At 36.8% G+C, this 21,161-nt stretch carries 22 protein-coding genes; 9 read left to right on the top strand and 13 right to left on the bottom strand.

Features of this window, described 5'->3' with window-relative positions; genetic code table 11:
* Positions 1-14 precede the first annotated feature (14 nt).
* The 5 genes from BVF91_RS07285 to BVF91_RS07265 all read right to left on the bottom strand — a co-directional run bounded on the left by BVF91_RS07285 (position 15) and on the right by BVF91_RS07265 (position 4,741).
* Positions 15-1,292: a uracil-xanthine permease family protein gene (locus tag BVF91_RS07285; RefSeq protein WP_085112785.1), complete on the bottom strand. Its 1,278-nt coding sequence runs from the start codon at positions 1,290-1,292 to the stop codon at positions 15-17.
* A gap of 186 nt (positions 1,293-1,478) precedes the next feature.
* Positions 1,479-2,603: an ABC transporter permease gene (locus BVF91_RS07280; protein WP_085112784.1), complete on the bottom strand. Its 1,125-nt coding sequence runs from the start codon at positions 2,601-2,603 to the stop codon at positions 1,479-1,481.
* 16 nt (positions 2,604-2,619) lie between these two features.
* The gene (locus tag BVF91_RS07275; protein ID WP_085112783.1) at positions 2,620-3,363 is read right to left on the bottom strand and encodes an ABC transporter ATP-binding protein; all 744 of its coding nucleotides are present in this window, start codon (positions 3,361-3,363) and stop codon (positions 2,620-2,622) included.
* Positions 3,364-3,376: 13 nt separating this feature from the next.
* Positions 3,377-4,120, bottom strand: coding sequence for an HlyD family secretion protein (locus BVF91_RS07270; protein WP_085112782.1), 744 nt, complete (start codon positions 4,118-4,120; stop codon positions 3,377-3,379).
* Positions 4,121-4,126: 6 nt separating this feature from the next.
* Positions 4,127-4,741 (bottom strand): TetR/AcrR family transcriptional regulator, encoded by a 615-nt coding sequence (locus BVF91_RS07265; RefSeq protein WP_085112781.1) that lies wholly within the window; start codon positions 4,739-4,741, stop codon positions 4,127-4,129.
* 212 nt (positions 4,742-4,953) lie between these two features.
* Here BVF91_RS07265 and nifJ point away from each other — a divergent pair, with 212 nt between their 5' ends.
* Complete coding sequence (gene nifJ / locus BVF91_RS07260; protein WP_085112780.1) at positions 4,954-8,472, top strand: pyruvate:ferredoxin (flavodoxin) oxidoreductase; 3,519 nt, start codon at positions 4,954-4,956, stop codon at positions 8,470-8,472.
* Positions 8,473-8,504: 32 nt separating this feature from the next.
* Here nifJ and BVF91_RS07255 read toward each other — a convergent pair whose 3' ends face one another.
* Positions 8,505-8,666 (bottom strand): CDIF630_02480 family spore surface protein, encoded by a 162-nt coding sequence (locus BVF91_RS07255; RefSeq protein ID WP_013787058.1) that lies wholly within the window; start codon positions 8,664-8,666, stop codon positions 8,505-8,507.
* Between the two features lie 72 nt (positions 8,667-8,738).
* On the opposite strand from BVF91_RS07255, the gene BVF91_RS07250 reads away from it, so the two are divergent.
* Positions 8,739-9,137: a DUF1284 domain-containing protein gene (locus BVF91_RS07250; protein WP_085112779.1), complete on the top strand. Its 399-nt coding sequence runs from the start codon at positions 8,739-8,741 to the stop codon at positions 9,135-9,137.
* An 80-nt stretch (positions 9,138-9,217) separates the two neighbouring features.
* Positions 9,218-10,162 carry a 1,4-dihydroxy-2-naphthoate polyprenyltransferase gene (gene menA, locus BVF91_RS07245; protein WP_085112778.1) on the top strand — a complete coding sequence of 315 codons (945 nt, stop codon included), beginning with the start codon at positions 9,218-9,220 and terminating at the stop codon, positions 10,160-10,162.
* Between the two features lie 3 nt (positions 10,163-10,165).
* Here the strand turns inward: menA and BVF91_RS07240 are convergent, their stop codons facing one another.
* From BVF91_RS07240 to BVF91_RS07210, 7 genes are all read right to left on the bottom strand, one after another.
* Positions 10,166-11,020 carry an ABC transporter permease subunit gene (locus BVF91_RS07240; RefSeq protein WP_085112777.1) on the bottom strand — a complete coding sequence of 285 codons (855 nt, stop codon included), beginning with the start codon at positions 11,018-11,020 and terminating at the stop codon, positions 10,166-10,168.
* Positions 11,014-11,919 (bottom strand): ABC transporter ATP-binding protein, encoded by a 906-nt coding sequence (locus BVF91_RS07235; protein ID WP_085112776.1) that lies wholly within the window; start codon positions 11,917-11,919, stop codon positions 11,014-11,016. The genes BVF91_RS07240 and BVF91_RS07235 overlap by 7 nt, the downstream gene beginning before the upstream one ends.
* A gap of 4 nt (positions 11,920-11,923) precedes the next feature.
* Positions 11,924-13,066 carry a DUF2275 domain-containing protein gene (locus tag BVF91_RS07230; RefSeq protein ID WP_085112775.1) on the bottom strand — a complete coding sequence of 381 codons (1,143 nt, stop codon included), beginning with the start codon at positions 13,064-13,066 and terminating at the stop codon, positions 11,924-11,926.
* A gap of 3 nt (positions 13,067-13,069) precedes the next feature.
* Positions 13,070-13,564: an RNA polymerase sigma factor SigX gene (locus BVF91_RS07225; RefSeq protein WP_085112825.1), complete on the bottom strand. Its 495-nt coding sequence runs from the start codon at positions 13,562-13,564 to the stop codon at positions 13,070-13,072.
* A gap of 88 nt (positions 13,565-13,652) precedes the next feature.
* Positions 13,653-15,017, bottom strand: coding sequence for a PFL family protein (locus BVF91_RS07220; RefSeq protein ID WP_085112774.1), 1,365 nt, complete (start codon positions 15,015-15,017; stop codon positions 13,653-13,655).
* 30 nt (positions 15,018-15,047) lie between these two features.
* Positions 15,048-15,326 carry an ACT domain-containing protein gene (locus tag BVF91_RS07215; RefSeq protein WP_085112773.1) on the bottom strand — a complete coding sequence of 93 codons (279 nt, stop codon included), beginning with the start codon at positions 15,324-15,326 and terminating at the stop codon, positions 15,048-15,050.
* 121 nt (positions 15,327-15,447) lie between these two features.
* Positions 15,448-15,768, bottom strand: a complete 321-nt coding sequence (locus BVF91_RS07210; RefSeq protein ID WP_045408803.1) for a hypothetical protein — start codon at positions 15,766-15,768, stop codon at positions 15,448-15,450.
* Positions 15,769-15,909: 141 nt separating this feature from the next.
* On the opposite strand from BVF91_RS07210, the gene BVF91_RS07205 reads away from it, so the two are divergent.
* The 6 genes from BVF91_RS07205 (at position 15,910) to BVF91_RS07180 (ending at position 21,112) form a co-directional block, all read left to right on the top strand.
* Positions 15,910-16,560: a methyltransferase domain-containing protein gene (locus tag BVF91_RS07205; RefSeq protein ID WP_240495839.1), complete on the top strand. Its 651-nt coding sequence runs from the start codon at positions 15,910-15,912 to the stop codon at positions 16,558-16,560.
* 183 nt (positions 16,561-16,743) lie between these two features.
* On the top strand, positions 16,744-18,102 hold the full coding sequence (locus tag BVF91_RS07200; protein ID WP_085112772.1) for a radical SAM/SPASM domain-containing protein: 1,359 nt from the start codon (positions 16,744-16,746) through the stop codon (positions 18,100-18,102).
* A gap of 22 nt (positions 18,103-18,124) precedes the next feature.
* Complete coding sequence (trxB, locus tag BVF91_RS07195) at positions 18,125-19,393, top strand: thioredoxin-disulfide reductase (protein ID WP_085112771.1); 1,269 nt, start codon at positions 18,125-18,127, stop codon at positions 19,391-19,393.
* Between the two features lie 37 nt (positions 19,394-19,430).
* A complete protein-coding gene (locus BVF91_RS07190; RefSeq protein ID WP_085112770.1) occupies positions 19,431-20,177 on the top strand; it encodes a DUF5714 domain-containing protein in 747 nt (248 codons plus the stop codon).
* Positions 20,167-20,550, top strand: a complete 384-nt coding sequence (locus BVF91_RS07185; RefSeq protein ID WP_085112769.1) for a DUF302 domain-containing protein — start codon at positions 20,167-20,169, stop codon at positions 20,548-20,550. The genes BVF91_RS07190 and BVF91_RS07185 overlap by 11 nt, the downstream gene beginning before the upstream one ends.
* Before the next feature lie 22 nt (positions 20,551-20,572).
* Positions 20,573-21,112: a class I SAM-dependent methyltransferase gene (locus BVF91_RS07180; protein WP_240495838.1), complete on the top strand. Its 540-nt coding sequence runs from the start codon at positions 20,573-20,575 to the stop codon at positions 21,110-21,112.
* Positions 21,113-21,161: the final 49 nt, after the last annotated feature.

Raw genomic sequence — 21,161 nt, 5'->3', positions numbered from 1 at the left:
AGCAGTCTTTTTTTTTACGCTTGTGTGATGACGCTGTCGTTTTTTACTTTCGATTTTTCGCCTTCTGGTTTTGTAAGTTTGATTTTAGGAAGAACTAAATTTAAGATTATACCTGCTAGTGTTGCAGGACCGACGCCTTCAAACACGAAATTTCCTGATCCTATTTTGATGCCGCCGACACCGAGAGTTAAGATTACTGATGCTATTATCAAATTTCTGCTGTCAGAAAAGTCAACCTTATTTTCTACTAATGTTCTTATACCTGCGGCTGCAATCATTCCAAATAGGATTATGGTGACACCACCCATTACTGCTTGTGGTATAACCTGTATAAGTGCGCCTATCTTTTGAATAAAGCTTAAAAGTATCGCTATGACAGCAGCACCTTCTATGACTCTTGAGCTGTATACTTTTGTCATGGCTAAAACACCGATATTTTCTCCATACGTCGTGCTTGGTGGACCGCCAAACAGTGCAGCTATTGACGTTGCTAAGCCATTTCCAAGCATGACTCTATGAAAACCTGGATCTTTTATCAAATCCTTATCGACTATATTTCCTATTACAAGGACATGACCTAGATCTTCGATTATTGCAACTAATGCTAAAGGTGCAATAAGTGTCACAGCACCCCATGCAAGCACTGGTGAATGACCGATAAGGAATGAAAATTTCGGTACAGCAATCCACGAAGCTTTAGCGACAGGAGAGAAATCTACAAGACCTCTGAATATGGCGAATATATAACCACCGATAGTTCCTAATAAAATTGGTATAACTTTCATGAATCCTTTTCCAAACATGCTGAATATTATTACAAGTGCGGCTGTAACTAAAGCCGTAGGCAAGTCCTTTTGTGCTTCTTGTATCGCTGTAGGTGCCAAGCTTAAGCCAATGATCATTACAACAGGACCTACTACTATAGAGGGAAGAATCCTTTCAATCCAATCGATGCCGGTTAAGCTTATTATTATGAAAACTGCCACGTACACAAGCCCCGCGGCTATCATGCCGGTGAAAGCGCCTCTTACGCCGTAAGCTTTTGTCGCTGCTATTATAGGAGCGATAAATGCGAATGATGAACCTAAATATGCAGGAACTTTTCCTTTTGTCATTAAGTGAAATATTAATGTACCAAGACCTGATGTAAACAACGTTACGGCAGGGTCTAATCCTGTCAAAAGAGGTACCAGTATTGTTGCGCCAAACATTGCAAAGACATGTTGAAAGGACAGCGGAACAGCTTCATTGATAGGCGGTACATCTTGTATACCGTAAAATTTGTTTTTCATGACGATTCCTCCTTTAATTTTTGGCATAAAAAAACCCTCTCAAGGAGGACAAACATATAGATATGCAGCAATATCGTTCCTCCTTTTTAGCCTCACTGGACTAATTTTAAAGGGTCTTATTAAACTACAAAAATTATAACATACAAAAATAAGATTGTCTATATCTAAATTTGAAATAATCAAGAGTCAGTCAAGCCTCTTTCTGAATCTTAGTACGGCGATTAAGAGCAATGCAAATCCCATTGATGTCATAATTATGATTTGGTTTAATAATATGTTTGCGCTTATTCCTTTTATTATGATTCCCCTCAATATGTCGAGAAAATATGTGAGTGGAATGACGTCACTTATAGCTCTTATGACAGAAGGCATTTGTTCTCTTGGAAATATGAACCCTGATAAAATTATTGTAGGCAAAAGCACCATGAAAGCGCCTTGCATTGCCTGCGTTTGAGTCTTTGCTGCTGTTGATATAAGCATACCTATAGCGAGAGCGCATATTATAAAGTCAAAGCCTAAAAGAAGCAGTAAAAATATGCTGCCATTTACAGGAACGCGGAACCAATAAATGCTTAAGGCAAGAACCATTAGAAAATCTGTATATCCGATTAGAATATATGGTATCAATTTTCCTATCATAAGCTCTACTGACTTTATAGGCGTCACAATAAGTTGTTCCATTGTGCCTTTTTCTTTTTCCCTTACTAAGGCAAAAGCCGTCAATATTATCGTTATGTTCTGCATTACTAATCCTAAAAGTCCAGGTATGGTAAATGTCAATGTGTTTAAATCAGGGTTGTATTCGACTTTTGTACTTAAGTCTATGCCTATATTAGGTATGTGCATACCTTTCTTAGACAATTCTTCCTCTGTATTTTTGTTTGAGAAGTACTGGGCCACCATTATACCGCTGGATAGTGCAGTCCGTGCTGTTGTGGGATCGGAACCGTCAATTTTAAGTAGTACGTTTGTCATCTTGTTTTTATATTGTGAGAAATCTGGCGGAATGATAAGTCCCGCCTTTACTTTTCCTGTATCAATGAGATTGTTGAGCTCATCAATATTATCTACATAATATTCAGGGTTGAAGTACAGTGAATTTCTATATGCATTTATGAAATCCCGGCTTTCTTGCGTCTTGCTTTGATCGAATACTGCCATTGGTATATGATCTACTTCTGTAGAGACGGCGTATCCGAAGAGAAAAAGCATAGCAAGAGGCATTACTATTGATATGACTAAACTTGGCTTATCTCTCTTTATCTGTATAAATTCCTTTTTTATTATGGCAAAAAGCCTTGAAATACTCATAGCCACTATCCTTTCATTACAATTTGTCCATACCGCCATGCTCATTGACGTATTTTATAAAGACATCTTCAAGGTTGTTTGAATTGTTTTCTCTGACGATTTCTGAAGGTGTGCCAAACGTCAAAAGATGGCCGTTAAACATGAATGCGACAAAATCGCTTTCTTGAGCTTCTTCCATGTAGTGTGTTGTGACTAATACAGATAACCCCTCTGATGTAAGTTTTTTTATTGTGTTCCAGAAAAGTCTCCTTGAAACAGGGTCTACACCAGATGTTGGTTCATCAAGTATGATGAATTTGGGATTGTGCAAAAGGGCACATCCGAGGGCCAATCTTTGTTTCCAGCCGCCAGACAGTGTGCCGACTATCTGATTTTCGCGATTGTGTAATTCCATCATGTCAATTATGATTTTTTCTCTCTTGACTTTTTCTTTCTTGTCAAGTCCATATATGCTGGAGTAAAAGTCCATATTTTCCTTAACAGTTAAATCTTCATAAAGGCTGAATTTCTGTGACATGTATCCGATGGACTTTTTTATCTTTTCACTTTCTTTTACAATGTCAAAGCCCAGGACTGTGCCGTGACCAGATGTGGGTTTTATTATTCCACATATCATTCGTATCGTTGTTGACTTTCCAGATCCATTTGGGCCTAATAGGCCGAAGATTTTGCCTGACGGAACTTTAATTGAAAGCTTATCTACGGCAGTGATGTTGCCAAAGCGCTTTGTCAAATCTTTTAATTCTATGACGTAGTCCATTTTATCACCTTCATCATATAGTCACATCTGCCAGCATTCCAGGCTTTAATTCTTTAACATTGTCTTTTATTTGTATTTTTACCTCATATACGATGTCCTCTTTTGAAGACTCTGTAGTAGCATTTTTGGGTGTAAATTCACCATTTGGAGAAATGTACACGACTTTACCGCTTATTTTCTTATTAATGAAGTTTACGCTTATGGCAACATCTTTATTAAGGGATACTTTGTACAAGTATTTTTCTGGGACGTATATTTTAATCCAAAGATTGCTTAGATCAGATATTTCAGCTATATTACCGCCTGGAGTTATGATTTCACCTGCATTAAAATATGTGTCTATAATAGTACCGCTAATAGGAGATGTTATCACGCCTTTTTTAACCATTAGATTAGATAGATCATAGGCTGCTTGAGCTTGCTCTACCTTGAGATTTGCAATATCTGCCTGTTCTTTGGGTCCATTTTTGATTTGTTCATAATTTAATTTTGCCATATCAAGAGCTGCTTTTGCTTCTTTAGCTTGTTCTTCATATTGGCTGACATCAAGCAAAGCTATCTTGTCTCCCTTTTTAACTTGTTCACCGGTGCTAACGTATAAATCTAATATGCGCCCAGAAATTTCTGATTGAACGTTTACCGTTGTTGATTCAATTGTTCCAGAGTATACATTTTCATTTGAAGCTGTATTTGAACATCCTGAGATGATGAATATTGATATGACTAATAATGCTATAAACACCATTAAACGCTTCATAGACTACTACTCCTTTCTCGATTTTATGCCATTCATAAAGATCTCCACGATTGTGCTGATTTCTTTGTCCACATCTTTTGATTTTTTGTCATCGGGGAAAAATTGCTGTTCGGCTATAAGCATCATTATAGAGCCAAAAAGCGAGCGGACAACAGTACGTGGAGGCAAATCCCTAAATATGCCTTTTTCAATGCCATTCTGATAAAATTCTTCTCCTATTTCCAGTGTCTTTATTGCAACGTGTTCCACCAGTTTTTCGCGTATTTTTTCTTTTGTCAATGCTTCTGTGCCTATCACTTTGATTATTGAAAAATTTTTTGAGATCATTTCATACCTATCTTTTAATAGATCTGCGAGAATTTCTTCTTCTGGTTTTTCAGAGTGAAGAACTTTATTTAGAGGCAATACGATGAACTTTTCAGAAAAAAATTGGATTGCTTTTGTGACGATGGACATAAGTATATCTTTTTTTGTTTTAAAGTACCTAAATATAGTTCCTTCTGCGACGCCTGCATTTTTGGCAATTTCGCTTGTCTTTGTGCTGTCAAATCCTTTTTCGCTAAAAAGTTCAATTGATGCATTTATGATCTTTTCTTCTGTTGAAATATCATCTTTTTTCATTTATACACCTCCAAGTGAGTGCTCACTCATTTTTATTTATTATATTCTACTATGAAAAGATTGTCAATATGACAAAATTTAGATTGTACTATCAAAGTGTATTAAGCTTATAAACAAACTGGCAGTAATATGTATGATAATCATTTTTTATGAAATACTAATTTTAGCAAAATTTAATATTGCTTTATTTGAACGAGGAGGGTTAAATATTTATGACTGTCGAAATGAAATCGATGGATGGAAATACTGCTGCAGCGTATGCATCATACGCTTTTACAGAGGTTGCTGCCATATACCCCATCACTCCGTCGTCGCCAATGGCGGAGAGTGTAGATGAATGGTCTGCACATGGCAAAAAAAATATCTTTGGAGATACGGTTAAAGTGGTAGAGATGCAATCAGAAGCAGGTGCCGCAGGAGCGGTACATGGATCGCTACAAGGAGGTGCACTGACGACTACATACACAGCATCACAAGGTCTTCTCCTTATGATACCCAATATGTACAAAATTGCAGGTGAGCTTTTGCCTGGTGTTTTTCACGTAAGTGCCCGTGCCATAGCAGCACATGCCTTATCTATCTTTGGAGATCATCAGGATGTGATGGCATGTAGGCAAACAGGATTTGCACTTCTTGCATCAAATAGCGTTCAAGAAGTGATGGATTTAGGGTGTATTGCACACCTTAGCGCAATTAAGTCGAGAGTGCCATTTTTGCACTTCTTTGACGGTTTTAGAACATCCCACGAGATAAAAAAGATTGAAGTTATTGATTACGAGGATTTAAAAAAGCTTGTAGATTATGATGCAATAAATGAATTCAGGAATAGAGCGCTAAATTCTGAACACCCGGTGGTAAGAGGAACTGCCCAGAACCCTGACATATACTTTCAAGGAAGAGAAGCAGCAAATAAATTTTATGAAAAGGTACCAGATGTAGTTGCATTCTATATGGAGAAAATAAAAGAATTGACAGGTAGGGAGTATCATTTGTTTGACTACTACGGGGCAAAAGATGCTGAATACGTAATAGTAGCAATGGGCTCTGTATGTGAGACAATTGAGGAAACGATTGATTATCTTTTGGGGTTAGGCGAGAAAGTTGGACTTGTAAAAGTTAGGCTTTACAGGCCGTTTTCAGAAAAGCACTTTTTAAATGCTGTCCCAAGCACAGTCAAGAGGATAGCTGTATTAGACAGGACAAAAGAGCCTGGGTCTATCGGCGAGCCTCTATACCTTGATGTGGTGAAAGCATTTTTTGGCAAACAAGATAAACCTATAATCGTAGGAGGCAGATACGGTTTAGGTTCAAAAGATACGACTCCATCGCAAATCATAGCAGTGTATGAAAACCTTAAAAAGTACAATCCGATAGATAGATTTACGATAGGAATAAAAGATGATGTGACGATGACGTCTTTAAATGCAGGCAGATTAATAGAAACTGTGCCGCAAGGAACTGTAAGCTGCAAATTTTATGGCTTAGGCTCAGATGGAACTGTTGGTGCAAATAAATCTGCCATAAAGATAATCGGTGACAATACAAATCTTTATGTGCAAGGTTATTTTCAGTATGATAGCAAAAAATCAGGAGGAACTACCATATCTCATTTGAGATTTGGCCAGAAGCCTATAAAATCCAGTTATCTTGTGTATCATGCCGATTATATAGCATGCCATAACAAGTCTTTTATTTACAACTACGACATTTTGAAGGGACTAAAAAACGGTGGAACCTTTGTCTTAAACTGCCCTTGGAGTGAATCAGAACTTGACGAAAAGCTTCCAGCATCTATGAAAAGGTACATTGCCAAAAACAAGATAAATTTTTATACAATTGACGCCATATCTATTGCAAGAGAAGTAGGCTTAGGCGGTAGGATAAACATGATAATGCAGACGGTATTTTTTAGGCTTATCAATATAATACCATTTGAAGATGCCATTAGGTACTTAAAAGAATCTATACAAAAGACTTACGGCAGCAAAGGGCAAAACATAGTCGACATGAATATTAAAGCTGTTGACAGGACATTGGAGTCTTTGCGAAAAGTTAATGTTCCCACTTCATGGGAAAATGTCGTCGAAAATGAAGATTTTGTCAAGGATGAACCGGAATTTTTGACCAAAATACAAAAACCTATGGCCAAAAATGAAGGCGATGATTTGCCCGTAAGTGCTTTTTCAGGCATGGAAGACGGTACATTTCCATTGGGAACAACAGCATACGAGAAGCGTGGCATAGCTGTAATGATTCCGCAGTGGCAGATAGAAAAATGCATACAGTGCAACCAATGCTCATTGGTATGTCCTCACGCTGTTATAAGACCGTTTTTGCTAAACGATGAAGAAGTGAGAAATGCACCGCCTACTTTTGAGACCAAAAAAGCGGTAGGTAGAGGGCTTGAAGCGTTTCAGTATCGCATTCAGGTAAGTCCCTTAGACTGTACAGGATGTGGCAACTGTGCGGATGTGTGCCCAGCACCTGGAAAGGCACTTGTGATGATGCCAGCAGAGGGAGAAATAGAAAATCAGGTTGACAATTGGGAGTTTGCTGTAAAGATTAAGCCAAAAGATAATGTGATGGAAAAGACTACATTGAAAGGCAGCCAGTTTTGTAAGCCTCTCTTTGAATTTAATGGAGCGTGCCCTGGCTGTGGAGAGACTCCTTATATAAAGCTATTGACGCAGTTGTTTGGCGATAGGATGATAATAGCAAATGCTACAGGGTGTTCTTCAATATACGGCGGAAGCGCACCATCAATACCATATACAACTAATGATTTAGGCAAAGGACCTGCGTGGGCAAATTCTCTTTTTGAGGACAATGCAGAGTACGGATATGGCATATATCTCGCAAACAAGAAAATAAGGCAGAGGCTTGGGGAATTAATCTCTGAAGCGCTTAAAACTCAGATACCTGATGAATTGAAAAATGCTTTTGTAGAATGGCTAAACAATAAGGATGATGGTGAAGCATCTCAACTTGCATCAAGTAAAATCATAAATATAATTAGCCGTGAAAATTTAAAATCTAATAAAATAGTACAGGAGATATACAGACTGAAAGATTACCTTGTCAAGAAGTCCCATTGGATAATAGGTGGTGATGGGTGGGCGTATGATATAGGTTTTGGAGGGCTGGATCATGTGTTGGCATCTGGAGAAGATGTAAATGTGCTTGTGCTGGATACTGAAGTTTACTCAAATACAGGAGGTCAGTCGTCAAAATCTACACCTACAGCGGCTATTGCAAAATTCGCAGCATCCGGCAAAAAAATAAAGAAGAAGGATTTAGGTTTGATGGCTATGAGCTATGGATACGTCTATGTGGCTCAGATTGCCTTGGGTGCAAATATGAATCATACGGTGAGGGCAATTGCTGAAGCGGAGAAATATAAAGGCCCTTCACTTATAATCGCCTACTCTCCATGTATAAATCATGGGATAAAATCAGGAATGGGTACAAGCATTAGAGAAGAGAAAAAAGCTGTCGATGCGGGGTATTGGCATCTTTATAGGTACAACCCAGAGCTTAAAGCCGAAGGGAAAAATCCATTTATATTGGATTCGAAAGAACCGACAGCGTCTTACATAGACTTCTTAAAAGGCGAAATAAGGTATTCATCATTAGAAACACTTTTCCCGGATTTGGCGCAAAAGCTGTATGATGAGTCTTCAAAAGACGCAAAAGAAAGATTTGAAATCTACAAGTCTCTTTCACAACTTTAAAAAGTATGGCCTCGGTTGCTGAGGCCATACTTTTACTTTTCGTTTTCATCTACCCATTCTTTTGCGTTTATGACTTCTATTTCATTTGGGATAGGTACTTTTGCCTTGCTGGCATTTTCTTTAATATTCGCCCATGAGGCTGTTTCATGCTTTTCAATAGGTTCTTTATAATATTTTTTGCTTTTTCTTATCATAATATCAACTCCTTAAAATGTAGTATAATCATTGTGTATTATTTTATTATGCAAATTTTAGGGGGTTTTTACATGATTATAAGAGGTCATCATCTTTTGTGTATGTTAGGCTTTAAAGGCTTGGGATATGATGAGGAATTTATCAAAAACATGGATAAAGTCGTTGAAAAGCTTAAAAATGACGATGATGTGTTGATAAAGCTTGTGGATAGTGTGGATAACATTTGCGAGAAATGCCCCAATAATTTCTCTGGCGTGTGCAAAAATGAACATCATAAAGACAGCATTAAAGAGATGGATGATGCTGTGCTCGAAAGCATTCAAATAAGACCCGGAGAATCAATGAAATATAGCGAGATTGCGACCAATATAAAGTTATTTATGACTGAAGATATTATGAATGATATATGCCGTAATTGTACTTGGAAAGGATATGGATATTGTGTGGATGGATTGAAAAATTTGAGATGATTAGAAATGTTGGTATTTTTTTAATTGTGATTTGATGTTAAAATAAAATCAAAAGGAAAAAAGGAGGAAGTGGAAATAATATGACAGTAAGGAGTTTTTTAAAATTAGTTGAGATACAGACGAAGGCTGCCAGCGTGACACCGTTTATGTTGGGAACTGTATATGCACTGTATGCTTTTCATGAATTCAAAGTTGTTAATTTTTTAATTATGTTTATTTCCCTAATATCGTTTGATATGGTTACTACCGCAATTAATAATTATATGGATTATAAAAAGGCAAATAAAACTTACGGGTATAATTATGAGAAGCACAATGCAATTGTAAGGGACAATCTATCCGAGACAACTGTTGTAATAACTATAGTTGTACTTCTTCTTATAGCATCTGTGTCAGGATTTGCACTGTATTTGCGTACAAACTTAGTAGTGCTTCTAATCGGCATGATGTCATTTGCAGTTGGTATTTTGTATTCATTTGGACCTATACCTATATCCAGGATGCCATTAGGGGAGATTTTTTCAGGCTTTTTTATGGGATTTGTGATTGTATTTTTATCTGTTTTTATCCATGTGTACGACAAAAATATAGCTTATGTTACATACAGCGATGGCATTTTGAATGTATGGTTTAATGTGCTTGTTGTACTAAAAATTTTCTTCATGTCGTTACCGGCGGTGATGGGGATTGCCAATATCATGTTGGCAAACAACATATGCGATATTGAGGACGATTTAGAAAACAGGCGCTATACACTGCCTATTTACATAGGAAAAGAAAAAGCCCTAAAATTATTTAAGGCTTTATACTATATTTCATACATCGACATAGTGGCTCTTGTGATTTTAAAGGTGCTGCCTTTATTGGGGCTTATTGTATTGTTGACATTTGCGCCTGTAAATAAAAATATAAGAAAATTTTACAAAGTCCAGACAAAGAAAGATACATTTCCACTGTCTGTCAAAAACTTTTTGATGATGAATATTGCAGAGATAATCGCTATAGGGCTGGGATTGATTTTATAACTATCACAAATCTCTTTTTTCAAATTTCTTTGTTCCGTAATACAGCAAAAAACAAACGTAGAAGATGATATACACAAACATAATAGGACTTGGCTGTGAAGTACCGCCAAAAGGCCCTTGGGCAAGAAAGCTTAAGCCTATATTTTGAGTGAGAAGCTCTGCATTCATCTTTCTAAATATCACATCTGTAGGTAAAATTAAGCTTGTGATAATACCAACATTTGAAAGACCTTGACTTGTCGCATCTGTGAAAAATGATCCCATTTGTTCGAGAATGCCACCTATCATTGCGATGCCGTATGTCATGACAGCTAAAACACCTGTATTTACAGTTGACATTATTGAACTTGAGGCGACTACTAATGATAAAAGGACTACTGGACCAAGGTCAAAAAAGAATAATGCACGGAAGACGTTTCCTAATCCTAAGTATACTTTCGTGCCAAAAGCGATATTAAGTCCTATTACTGAAAGAAACAACAATGTGCTATATACAGTGATAATTATGCTAAGCCCTATAAATTTGCCAAGCACGTATTCATGCCTCTTTAGAGGTTTATACAGTAAGGCATATATAGCACCACTTTCAACATCGCCTGACACAGCACCTACAGATGTAAGTACTATCAAAAATGCGATTATAAAATTTGAAAAGTAAAGCCCTGCTGAGAGAAGCTGTGATTCAAGTAATATCTTAGCTATGTTTGGCGTATTGTTTATAACTTGATTGTTGTTATGAAAAGCTAAACTTAATCCATAGCCATAAATAAAAAGATATCCTACTGTAAGTATTGCAATTAGGAGGAATGCACGCTTTTTAATCATCTCTTTGATGGTGTATTTCGTTATTGTCAGCATACATCCTCATCCTTTCCAACTATATTTATAAACAGATCTTCCAATGAACTTGTTTTTGAATCCAATTGATACAGTTTTGCACCGGAATCTACCACAATTTTTGCAATCTCAGGAATACTGTCTTTATCTTTTACTTTAAATGTAAGTTTGCCATCTTTAAATACAACGTCATATGCTAACTTAGAAATCTTTTCGATTAATTCGCTATTATAATCTGATATAACCATCTCTACATAGGTATTTTTGCTTAACAAGTTTTCAAGCTTTCCCTCTGCTATTACATGCCCGTGATTTATAATTGCGACTTCATCGCATACCATTTCCACTTCACTTAATAAGTGACTGTTTAAAAATACCGTCTTGCCGTCGTCTTTTAGTCTTTTTATTATCTCTCTAACATCTATTCTACCAACAGGATCAAGGGCTGATGTGGGTTCATCTAAAAAGATTACTTTTGGATCATTTAAAAGTGCTATTGCAAGTCCTATCCTTTGCTGCATACCTTTGCTGTAATTTTTTATCTTCTTGTTTTCATGTCCTTTAAGCTTAACCAGTTCAAAAAGTTCTTCAATTTTTTTATATGGGTTTTTCATTTTGCATAATTCTGCATGAAATTTCATCAATTCTTTTCCTGTCATCCAATCATGATATTTAAAGTTTTCAGGAAGAAATCCGATTTGCCTTTTTGATTCTATAGTACCAATGGAGAAACCATTGATCCAAGCAAAACCATAGGTGGGGTATAAAAGCCCCACCATAGTTTTTAAAAATGTGCTCTTTCCGGCACCGTTCGGACCGAGAAATCCAAAAACCATGCCGCTATCGATAGAGATGTTTACATCTTTAAATCCGCCTTTGCCATTAAACTGTTTTGTAAGGTTTTGAGTCTCTAGTATCATTTCATCACCTCATTGATTCTGCTATTTTTATAAGCTCATCTGGTGAAATATTGTTTCCGCTGAACAAATATATTACACCATTATCATTTAATGCAAGATTTGAATATACCTCTAAAATATCGGAACCTTGGAATTTTTTTGATATTACAATTCCTTTGCTGCCGTTTATAGTAACATCTTTTATATCATCTGTATCTGACACAGGAAATGGTATTGTGGTTTTCCAGTCTTTTATGCTGGCTATTTGATTTCTAATGTCGTCTGGAATGAATGGCATATTTATGACAGCATCTCTTACTTTTTCAATATCGACACCATCTGGTACGATTATTTCAGGGGTTTTCATTATATCAAGTCCGTAGCTTATATTTTTTGGAGAATCTGATTCATTTTTATCTATAGAAGATATATGCACACTATTGCCTAAAATTATTTTAAATGTCTTTTCATTTAAGTTCTCTGGCAGCAGCTTATTTCCTCCGAATGTCTTTATTAGATTATTTATCTTATCTACATTTAATTTAAATTCAACAGTTTGGCCTTTCTCTACATAAATGCTGTCTCTTAATTTGAAGTTGTCCACATCTTGAGGGATTTTAAAATTGTAGCCAACATATGATTTTATTTTATCCAAGTTGTTTTTACTAATTTCTTTGGATGAACCATAGTCACCAATTACTTTAATATCGCCGTACTGCTTTAGGTCGATTTCTTTATTTCCTGCTTGATAGAATTTATTTTTTATATCTTGTAAATCATCGGGTGTTATTGCTACAGCTTTAAAATTATTAAGTCTAAACAAGCTTAAAATCTCGGCTTCTGCTTTTTGAACAGGTGGCAATGCTATTGATGCTGCAATTACTGCTGCCGCAGCGGATACTGCTATATATTTTTTGTATTTTCTAAACATATTAAATACACCTCTTTCTTTTTTATTGATCTTTTTATTTAGATTTTCCCACGCTTCATTGAGATCGATGGAACTCGTCTTTAAGGCGTTATCTAAAAAGCTATTTAAATTTTTAAGCTCATTAAGCTTGGCTGAACACTTTTCGCATGTATCAAGATGTTTTTTTAGCTGTTCTTTTAGTGATTCATCTATTTCACCGTCTAAGTATGATTGCAATATTCCTTCATCGAAGCACATGTGCTACACCTCCTTTTCATAAAGCTCTTTAAATTTCTTATGGGCTCTTGCTACAGTTGCTCCAACAGACGATTTTTTTATTCCAAGTGATATGGAAATTTCTTCATAACTGTAACCTGAGTGTTTCAGCACGAGACAAAGCATATCTCGCTTATCCATTTTAGACAAAACTTTTCTAACTTTGTCTATCTCTATTTTTTCAATTGCTATGTCCTCAGGTGATATCAAATCGTCATTAAACTGAGATACTTTTATTTCCCTTGACTTAAGGTTTTTTTCTGAGCGGATGAAATTTAGTGCATGATTAATAGCCACTTTCGATAACCAGCCTCCTATATTTTCATCATTGTGGGGAGGATTTTTAATCAATTTGATGAAGACTTCCTGCGCAATGTCTTGTGCATTGTCATCATCATTTATGATAAGAGCTATTTGTCGATAGATCTTAAAGTAGTATTTTTCAAAGATATCTTTGAATGAATCAAGTATTTTGAACACCTCCCACATGAGACTTACACTATATAAACACATCAGAGGTTAATTTTGTGACATAAAAAAAGCATGAAAATTTATTTCATGCTTATCATTAATTGTTTAAGCTGTGAAGCGGTGCAGGGATTCTGCCGCCTCTTTCTATGAAATCTTTTGGCGAGAAGCTGTTTACTTTCATAACAGGTGCATGGCCTAAAAGACCGCCAAATTCTACGTAGTCGCCTTCTTTTTTGCCGGGAGCTGGAATGATTCTTACAGCAGTCGTCTTCTTGTTTATCATGCCTATTGCCATTTCGTCGGCTATTATGGCTGATATGGTCTCGTAAGGTGTGTCACCTGGAATCGCGATCATGTCAAGCCCAACTGAGCATACGCACGTCATGGCTTCAAGTTTTTCTATTGATAAAGCACCTGCCTCAACAGCTTCTATCATTCCAGCATCTTCACTTACAGGTATGAATGCACCGCTTAATCCGCCAACGTACGATGATGCCATGACGCCGCCTTTTTTTACAGCGTCATTTAAAAGTGCCAGTGCAGCTGTTGTACCATGTGAACCGCATTTTGAAAGTCCCATTGACTCAAGTATGTTTGCTATACTATCGCCTATTTCTGGCGTTGGAGCCAAAGATAGATCGAGAATTCCAAATGATGTATTTAACCTTTGTGCTGCAAGACGCCCTATGAGTTCACCAGCACGAGTGATCTTAAATGACGTCTTTTTTATTGTCTCAGATATTTGACCGAAATCGGCGGTTTTTGGAAGTTTTGAAAGAGCTGCTAATACAACACCTGGTCCACTTACACCTACGTTTATGACGCATTCACCTTCACCGACGCCGTGAAAAGCGCCTGCCATGAATGGGTTGTCTTCTGGCGCGTTGCAAAATACTACAAGCTTTGCAGCACCTATGCCGTCGTTTTCTTTTGTCCGATATGCCGTATCTTTTATGATTTTTCCCATCAAAGCTACCGCGTCCATGTTTATGCCTGCTTTAGTCGTTGCTACATTTACAGATGAACAAACTCTTTCTGTTTCACTAAGAACCTGTGGGATTGAATTTATAAGGTTTAGGTCGCCATCTGTAAATCCTTTATGTACTAAAGCAGAATATCCGCCTATAAAGTTTACGCCTACATTTTTTGCGGCTTTATCAAGTGACGAAGCTATTTTAATAAACTCATCTTTTTCAATATTGTCTGCAACGATAGCGATAGGCGTCACAGATATACGCTTGTTGACAATAGGGATGCCGAATTCAGATTCTAATTCTTCGGCTACCTTTACGAGATTTTCGGCTTTTCTTGTGATTTTATCGTAGATCTTTTTAGCGATTGTGTCTGCATTGTTTCCTGAGCAATCTCTTAAACTTATGCCCATAGTTATTGTCCTTATATCAAGCTTTTCCGATTGAACCATCCTTATAGTTTCTTCTATTTCTTCAAAAGCAAAGCCCATTTTAATCATTCCTTTCAATAAAGCATCTGTCTACAATCTGTGCATTGCTCTAAATATGTCTTCTTTCTGAATGTCGATTTTGACTCCAAGATTTTCGCCTAAATTTTTAAGTTCTTCTTTTAATATGTTAAAGTCATTTGAAGAATTTTTTATATCAACTATCATGATCATCGTAAATATGTCTTTTAATATCGTCTGGCTGATGTCTAAGATATTTATGTTGTTTTCGGCTAATAATTTTGATACATTGTAAATTATTCCTACTCTGTCGACACCGATTACGGATATAATGGCTTTTTGTTCGCTCATGATAAACACTCCCTCCATATTTGTACATAGTATACTATATGATGAATTTTCGCGCAATACATATATGATAATAAAATCTCAAAGAAATAGGACGGGGAATGAAGCATATCCCCGCCTTATATCATTTTTGAATTATGTTTGTGGCACCGCATTGTTCCATTGTCTCTCTTATTTTAGACAGTTCTTTCTTAGGTGCTTCCACTGTAATGAGTATTCCGGATTCGGCGTCATCAGTATAGAAGTCCGTATAAGGTCTTTTTTCACCTAAGCCTTCTCTTTCAGACTTTATATCTATAGCATTGTCAACCATAAAGTCCATATCCTGCACAGATTTTTTCATGTCTGTTATGATCATATCTTTTCGATCGAAACCCATCTTTTTCAAACTGTCAACTAATGCGCTTGCCATATCTTGAGTAGGCAAAACAGCAGTTATTTTCATAAAAACACCTCCACATTCTAATATTCCACACAATAGATTTAATTATAAAATGCGTTTTCTTTCTTTTGTTTTGTATTTACTTTGTTAAATTATTGTGGTATACTATCATTTAGTACCACCCCCTATATAGGGGATATGTCTTTGGTAAAAGGTGGTGACGAGATGGAAGCAAAAGAAAACATAATAAATAGATATGAAAAATTAGCCGAAGAAGATGACAATTTAAGCTGTGGTGGCAAAAATATCGTTTTGGCAGATTTAAAAGAAGGGGAAAATGTCCTTGATTTAGGATGCGGCAGAGGGAATGACGTTTTAAATGCCGCGAAGATCATAGGTGAAAGAGGAATTGCAGTAGGTCTCGATCTTACTGAGAAAATGATCGAAGAAGCGGAAAAAAACAGAAAGAAGCTTAACATAAGAAATGCTGAATTTGTCGTAGGGGATGTAGAAAACATACCACTTCAAGGTGAAAAATTTGACGTTGTAATAAGCGATTGCGTGATAAATCATGCAAAAGACAAAGAAAAAGTCTATAAAGAGATTTACAGGGTTCTTAAGACTGGTGGGAGATTTATCGTTTCAGACGTTGTATCAAAGGACAGACTTCCGGATGAGATTGTAAATGACCCTGAAGCTTGGGCTGATTGCTTCGGCGGAGCTATTCCGGAAGAAGAATATATAAAAGCCATAAACAATGCAGGTTTTAAAGAAATAGAATATCTTAAAAAGCGTGAGTACATGAAAAATGGTTATCCTGTTGCAAGCATAACAATCAAAGGCATTAAAAGGTAGGTATCTTGTATTAAAAGGAGGTGATTTAGGTGAAAGCTGTAACAAATAAGAACTCAAATTGCTGTACAACGCAAAACAGCAGTGTTGCACAATGCTGCTCAAAGTCATCGAAGCTTGTTGTAGGCTGCCATGACTAAAAAAATGCGGTAGAATTTCTACCGCATAAATTAAGGAGTGATTTTATTGTACTTTAGTAAGTATAACATGATTCTACCTTTTAGTGAAGAGAAAAATGACTTTATTATTTTAAATTTGCTATCAGGTAGTTCAGATATTGCTTCAAAAGATGAGGTAGATAAGCTTTATGACATAAAATCAGGTAAGGATGTTTACGACATCGATTTTCTCGATTATGTCATTGATAGAGGTTATGTATATGAGGAAAAAGAGCATGAGGATATAAGGATAAAAGAAGCGTACGAAGAATTTAAGGAAATAATGGATGAATCGCCAACACAAATATTGCTTGTACCAACATACGGATGCAACTTTTCTTGCATCTATTGTTATGAAAGAGGAATACCGACAAAGAAAGATTTAATAACGAAAGAGGCTGTAGATGCCTTTTTTGATGATATAAACGATAGATTTAAGTTGGAGAAGGTAAAACCGTACATTACGCTCTTTGGCGGAGAGCCTTTTATAGATACAGACGTTCAAAAAGACATTATTAATTACATCGTAGAAAAAAGCAAGCTGTACGGTTATGAGATAGCTGCAGTTACTAATGGTTACAATGTATTAGAGTATATAGACATTCTTAAAAAGGGAAATGTGAAAGAAATACAGGTAACATTGGATGGACCTAAGGAAATTCACAACAGGAGAAGAAAGCTATTAGGCGGTGGAGACAGTTTTGAAAAGATTCTATTGGGAATTGACAGCCTAATCGAGAATGATATGCCTGTGAATTTAAGGGTTGTGGTTGATAAAGACAATTATTCTTATCTGCCGGAATTGGCAGAAATTCTTGATAAAAAAGGGTATCTCGATCTGGATGGCACTAAATTTAAGACGCAGATAGGCAGAAATTATGAGCTTTTTGAATGTTCTTTAAATCATCAGAGCCTTATGTCACAAGTAGAACAATGGGCTACATTTGTAGAGCTGTCTAAGAAGTATCCTATACTAAGGAAGTTTCACAAGCCAGATTTTAAAGGCATGAGAAATATCCTTGTTTCAGGGACTATGTATTCTCCTACTTTTGATACTTGTCCTGCTGGCAAAAAAGAATGGCTTTACGATTTATATGGTGATATATACGGTTGCACTGCAAGCTGCGGCAGGAAAGATTATCGCTTAGGTACTTTTTATCCTGAGAGAAGAATTTTTGGTGATAAAGTATTGCCGTGGAAAGAGAGAAATGTCTTGAGCATACCGCAGTGCAAAGAATGCCCTGTAAGTTTAGTTTGCGGCGGAGGCTGTGGAGTTGTTGCAAATGAAAGAAATGGCAGTGTACTATCTCCTGATTGTAGAGATATAAAAAAGCTGTACCAATTAGGTGTCGAGTATTATAAAGATGAAGCATTAATTCAAGATTAAAAATTTTAAGGAGGATGTATTTATGGTAAGAGAAATCAATGCTAATGAATTTGAAGAAGTTGTTTTGAACTCTAAGAAGCCAGTTGTTGTAGACTTTTATTCTACTGATTGTCCACCATGCGCTCAACTAAAACCGATATTTCATAGATTAGCCGATGTATACAAAGATCACATGGAATTTGTTGAGATTTATAGACAAGGCAATAAGGACTTTGCATTAAGCCTTGGCGTAAAAGGAAGCCCTACACTTTTGTTCTTTAAAGACGGCAAAGAAACTGGTGAGAGATTAAATGGATATATTTCAAAGCCAGATCTTCGCAAGGCAGTAGAAAAGGTGATAGGTTTTTCACTTTTAGACAAAGAGCCAGAGAAGGTTGAGTGCGATGTACTCATAATGGGTGGAGGCCCTGCAGGTCTTACGGCTGCTTTGTACTCAGCAAGAGCAAACTTAAAGACAGTCGTAATAGATGAAGCAACTACAGGCGGTCAAGCAGCAAACACGTATTATATAGAAAATTACCCTGGAACAGAAGGGCAGATCGAAGGAAAGAAATTGACGGAAAACATGAGAAAACAGGCAGAAAGCTTTGGCGCAATCATTGATGATTTAAAAGAAGTATTTGAGATTAAGCTTACTGACGATGAGAAATTTGTAAGGACAGAAGACAAGATATACTATCCTAAAGCAGTTATAATAGCTATGGGAGCACAGCCAAGAAAACTTCCTGCAGAAGGCGAAGCTGAATTCAGAGGAAAAGGCATTCACTATTGTGCAATATGCGATGGTGCAATGTATGAAGGAAAACACGTGGCTGTAATAGGTGGAGGCAATTCTGCCATTCAGGAAGCGTTGTACCTTGCAAACATCGCTGACAAGGTTACGGTTATACACGAATTTGATAATTTGCAGGCTTCAAACGTGCTGCAAGAAAAAGCCTTTACAAATCCTAAGATAAACTTTATTTGGGAGTCTCACGTTGTAAAGGCAAATGGGAATGGAATGCTTAAGTCGCTGACGTATAAAAACCTAAAGACAGGTGAGCTTAAAGATATAGAAGTTGATGGTGTATTTGTCTACATTGGCCTTACACCTAAGACAGATCTATTCAAAGGAATGCTTGACTTAAATCAATACGGCTATATCAAAGCAAATGAAGATCTAATGACAAATGTAAAAGGTGTATTTGTCGCTGGCGATATAAGAGATAAAAAGATAAGACAAGTGGTCACCGCGGCTGGTGATGGTGCTACCGCTGCTGTAAGCGCAGAAAGGTATATACAGGAGCTGTGATTTTGCATACTTTCAAAAAGTATGAAAGGAGATAATGATGGAGTGCTGCGAAACAAAGTACATGGAAAATTGCATGATATGTGGGAAGCCGCTCATGTATTTAGAAAAGCCAGTGTTGAAAAGATGCGAATACTGTGGTACAGAAGAATTAACTCTTGCCCACTGTACGGATGGGCACTACGTTTGCGACAAATGTCACGCAAAGGACGGCATTGAGGTCATAAAGGATTATTGTCTGTCTACGGATTCTAAAGATCCTATGGAAATCGTGGAAAATATCATGTCAGACAGCAGGATACCAATGCATGGACCAGAACATCATGCATTGGTTCCTGCAGCAATAGTCACGGCTTACAAAAATTTGACAGGGAAAGCTTCTGACGAGGATATCTTAGAGGCAATAAACCGTGGGAAAGAGATTCCTGGAGGAGCGTGTGGCTATTACGGTGCCTGTGGTGCAGGGGTGGGAATCGGTGTTGCCATCTCAGTCATTTACAAAGCGACGCCTCTTACACCTCTTAAAAGGACTAAGGCACATTTAGCTGTTGCAAATGCCCTTAAAAGCATCGGAGAAGCGGGTGGTGCCAGATGTTGCAAGAAATGCACAAGGATATCAATAGAAGAAGCAGTAGAATTTTTTGAAAAAGAATTGAATGTCAAATTTCCTACAACTTTTGAAAGGACAGATGATTGTAATTACTCAAAGAGAAACAGGGAATGCTATTATATGTGCAAGTACAGAGACGTGGAAAAGTCAGAAAGGAGTGTGAAATATGGATCTTGACATCACTAAAGAAGTGGCATATTCATTTGCTGAAGCTGTGGAAAAGGTTAAAGAAGCTTTAAAAGGCGTAGGATTTGGAATATTAGTAGAGATTGACATGAAAGATACGATAAAAAAGAAAATAGGCAAGGATATGATGAACTACGTCATACTTGGCGCATGCAATCCCACTTATGCTTACGAAGTATTAAACATTGACCCTGAAGTAGGGCTTTTGCTGCCTTGCAATGTGATTGTGTACGAAAAAAGCGATGGCAGTGTAGTTGTATCGGCAATTGATCCTTTAAAGGCATTGCCTTCTAATGATGAAAAATTGTCTAAAATTGCAGAAGAAGTTGCTGATAAGTTGAAAAAAGCCATAGATGTGCTGTAGAATAACATTAGAGGTGATACAATTGGCAATTGATATTGAATCAGATTTGAAACGGGCTTTAGATCTATTGGGTGAAGGACATGTGTTTGCGCTGGACGTAGGTACTGGTAGAGCCCGTATGGCTTACGCATTGGCCAGGTACGGCTATGATGTGGTGTCGTTAGAGTACAATATTGACACGCTAAAAAAAGCTAAAGAAATCATAAGCAATGAAGATGTGGAAGGCAAAATCTTGTTTGTACATGGTGATGCACATAGGATGCCGTTTATTGATGAATCTTTTGAGGTTGTCACATCCTACAATGCAATGCACCACATGAAAGACTATAATGTTGCCATTGATGAGATGGTGAGAGTATTGAAAAAAGGCGGCAAGATATTGATAACAGAGCTTAATGATATAGGCAAGGAGAGAGTCGCCGAATCTCACAGGCAAAGAGGAAGCCATCATGAAGCAAAGATAGACATTTACGATGTAGTAAATTACCTTAAAGATAAGCATAATATTGTAGGCGAGATTTCTAAAGGAGAATTTATTGACATATTTTACGGAGTAAGATAGATAAGGATAAATTTGATTGTTGACAAAACTACAAAATATGATAAAATAT

It is taken from the genome of Thermoanaerobacterium sp. PSU-2 (assembly GCF_002102475.1).
Taxonomy (GTDB): Bacteria; Bacillota; Thermoanaerobacteria; order Thermoanaerobacterales; family Thermoanaerobacteraceae; genus Thermoanaerobacterium.
This window is presented reverse-complemented; position numbering and strand designations above follow the sequence as displayed.

Excerpts from the sequence above, each read along its gene's own strand:
- BVF91_RS07190 (WP_085112770.1), top strand. The coding sequence starts at position 19,431 with ATGGAGTGCTGCGAAACAAAGTACATGGAAAATTGCATGATATGTGGG.
- BVF91_RS07185 (WP_085112769.1), top strand. The coding sequence starts at position 20,167 with ATGGATCTTGACATCACTAAAGAAGTGGCATATTCATTTGCTGAAGCT.
- BVF91_RS07270 (WP_085112782.1), bottom strand. The coding sequence starts at position 4,120 with ATGAAGCGTTTAATGGTGTTTATAGCATTATTAGTCATATCAATATTC.
- nifJ (WP_085112780.1), top strand. The coding sequence starts at position 4,954 with ATGACTGTCGAAATGAAATCGATGGATGGAAATACTGCTGCAGCGTAT.
- BVF91_RS07210 (WP_045408803.1), bottom strand. The coding sequence starts at position 15,768 with ATGAAAATAACTGCTGTTTTGCCTACTCAAGATATGGCAAGCGCATTA.
- BVF91_RS07215 (WP_085112773.1), bottom strand. The coding sequence starts at position 15,326 with ATGAGCGAACAAAAAGCCATTATATCCGTAATCGGTGTCGACAGAGTA.
- BVF91_RS07220 (WP_085112774.1), bottom strand. The coding sequence starts at position 15,017 with ATGGGCTTTGCTTTTGAAGAAATAGAAGAAACTATAAGGATGGTTCAA.
- BVF91_RS07235 (WP_085112776.1), bottom strand. The coding sequence starts at position 11,919 with ATGATACTAGAGACTCAAAACCTTACAAAACAGTTTAATGGCAAAGGC.
- BVF91_RS07275 (WP_085112783.1), bottom strand. The coding sequence starts at position 3,363 with ATGGACTACGTCATAGAATTAAAAGATTTGACAAAGCGCTTTGGCAAC.
- BVF91_RS07285 (WP_085112785.1), bottom strand. The coding sequence starts at position 1,292 with ATGAAAAACAAATTTTACGGTATACAAGATGTACCGCCTATCAATGAA.
- BVF91_RS07265 (WP_085112781.1), bottom strand. The coding sequence starts at position 4,741 with ATGAAAAAAGATGATATTTCAACAGAAGAAAAGATCATAAATGCATCA.
- trxB (WP_085112771.1), top strand. The coding sequence starts at position 18,125 with ATGGTAAGAGAAATCAATGCTAATGAATTTGAAGAAGTTGTTTTGAAC.
- BVF91_RS07255 (WP_013787058.1), bottom strand. The coding sequence starts at position 8,666 with ATGATAAGAAAAAGCAAAAAATATTATAAAGAACCTATTGAAAAGCAT.
- BVF91_RS07240 (WP_085112777.1), bottom strand. The coding sequence starts at position 11,020 with ATGCTGACAATAACGAAATACACCATCAAAGAGATGATTAAAAAGCGT.
- BVF91_RS07230 (WP_085112775.1), bottom strand. The coding sequence starts at position 13,066 with ATGTGCTTCGATGAAGGAATATTGCAATCATACTTAGACGGTGAAATA.
- BVF91_RS07280 (WP_085112784.1), bottom strand. The coding sequence starts at position 2,603 with ATGAGTATTTCAAGGCTTTTTGCCATAATAAAAAAGGAATTTATACAG.
- BVF91_RS07250 (WP_085112779.1), top strand. The coding sequence starts at position 8,739 with ATGATTATAAGAGGTCATCATCTTTTGTGTATGTTAGGCTTTAAAGGC.
- menA (WP_085112778.1), top strand. The coding sequence starts at position 9,218 with ATGACAGTAAGGAGTTTTTTAAAATTAGTTGAGATACAGACGAAGGCT.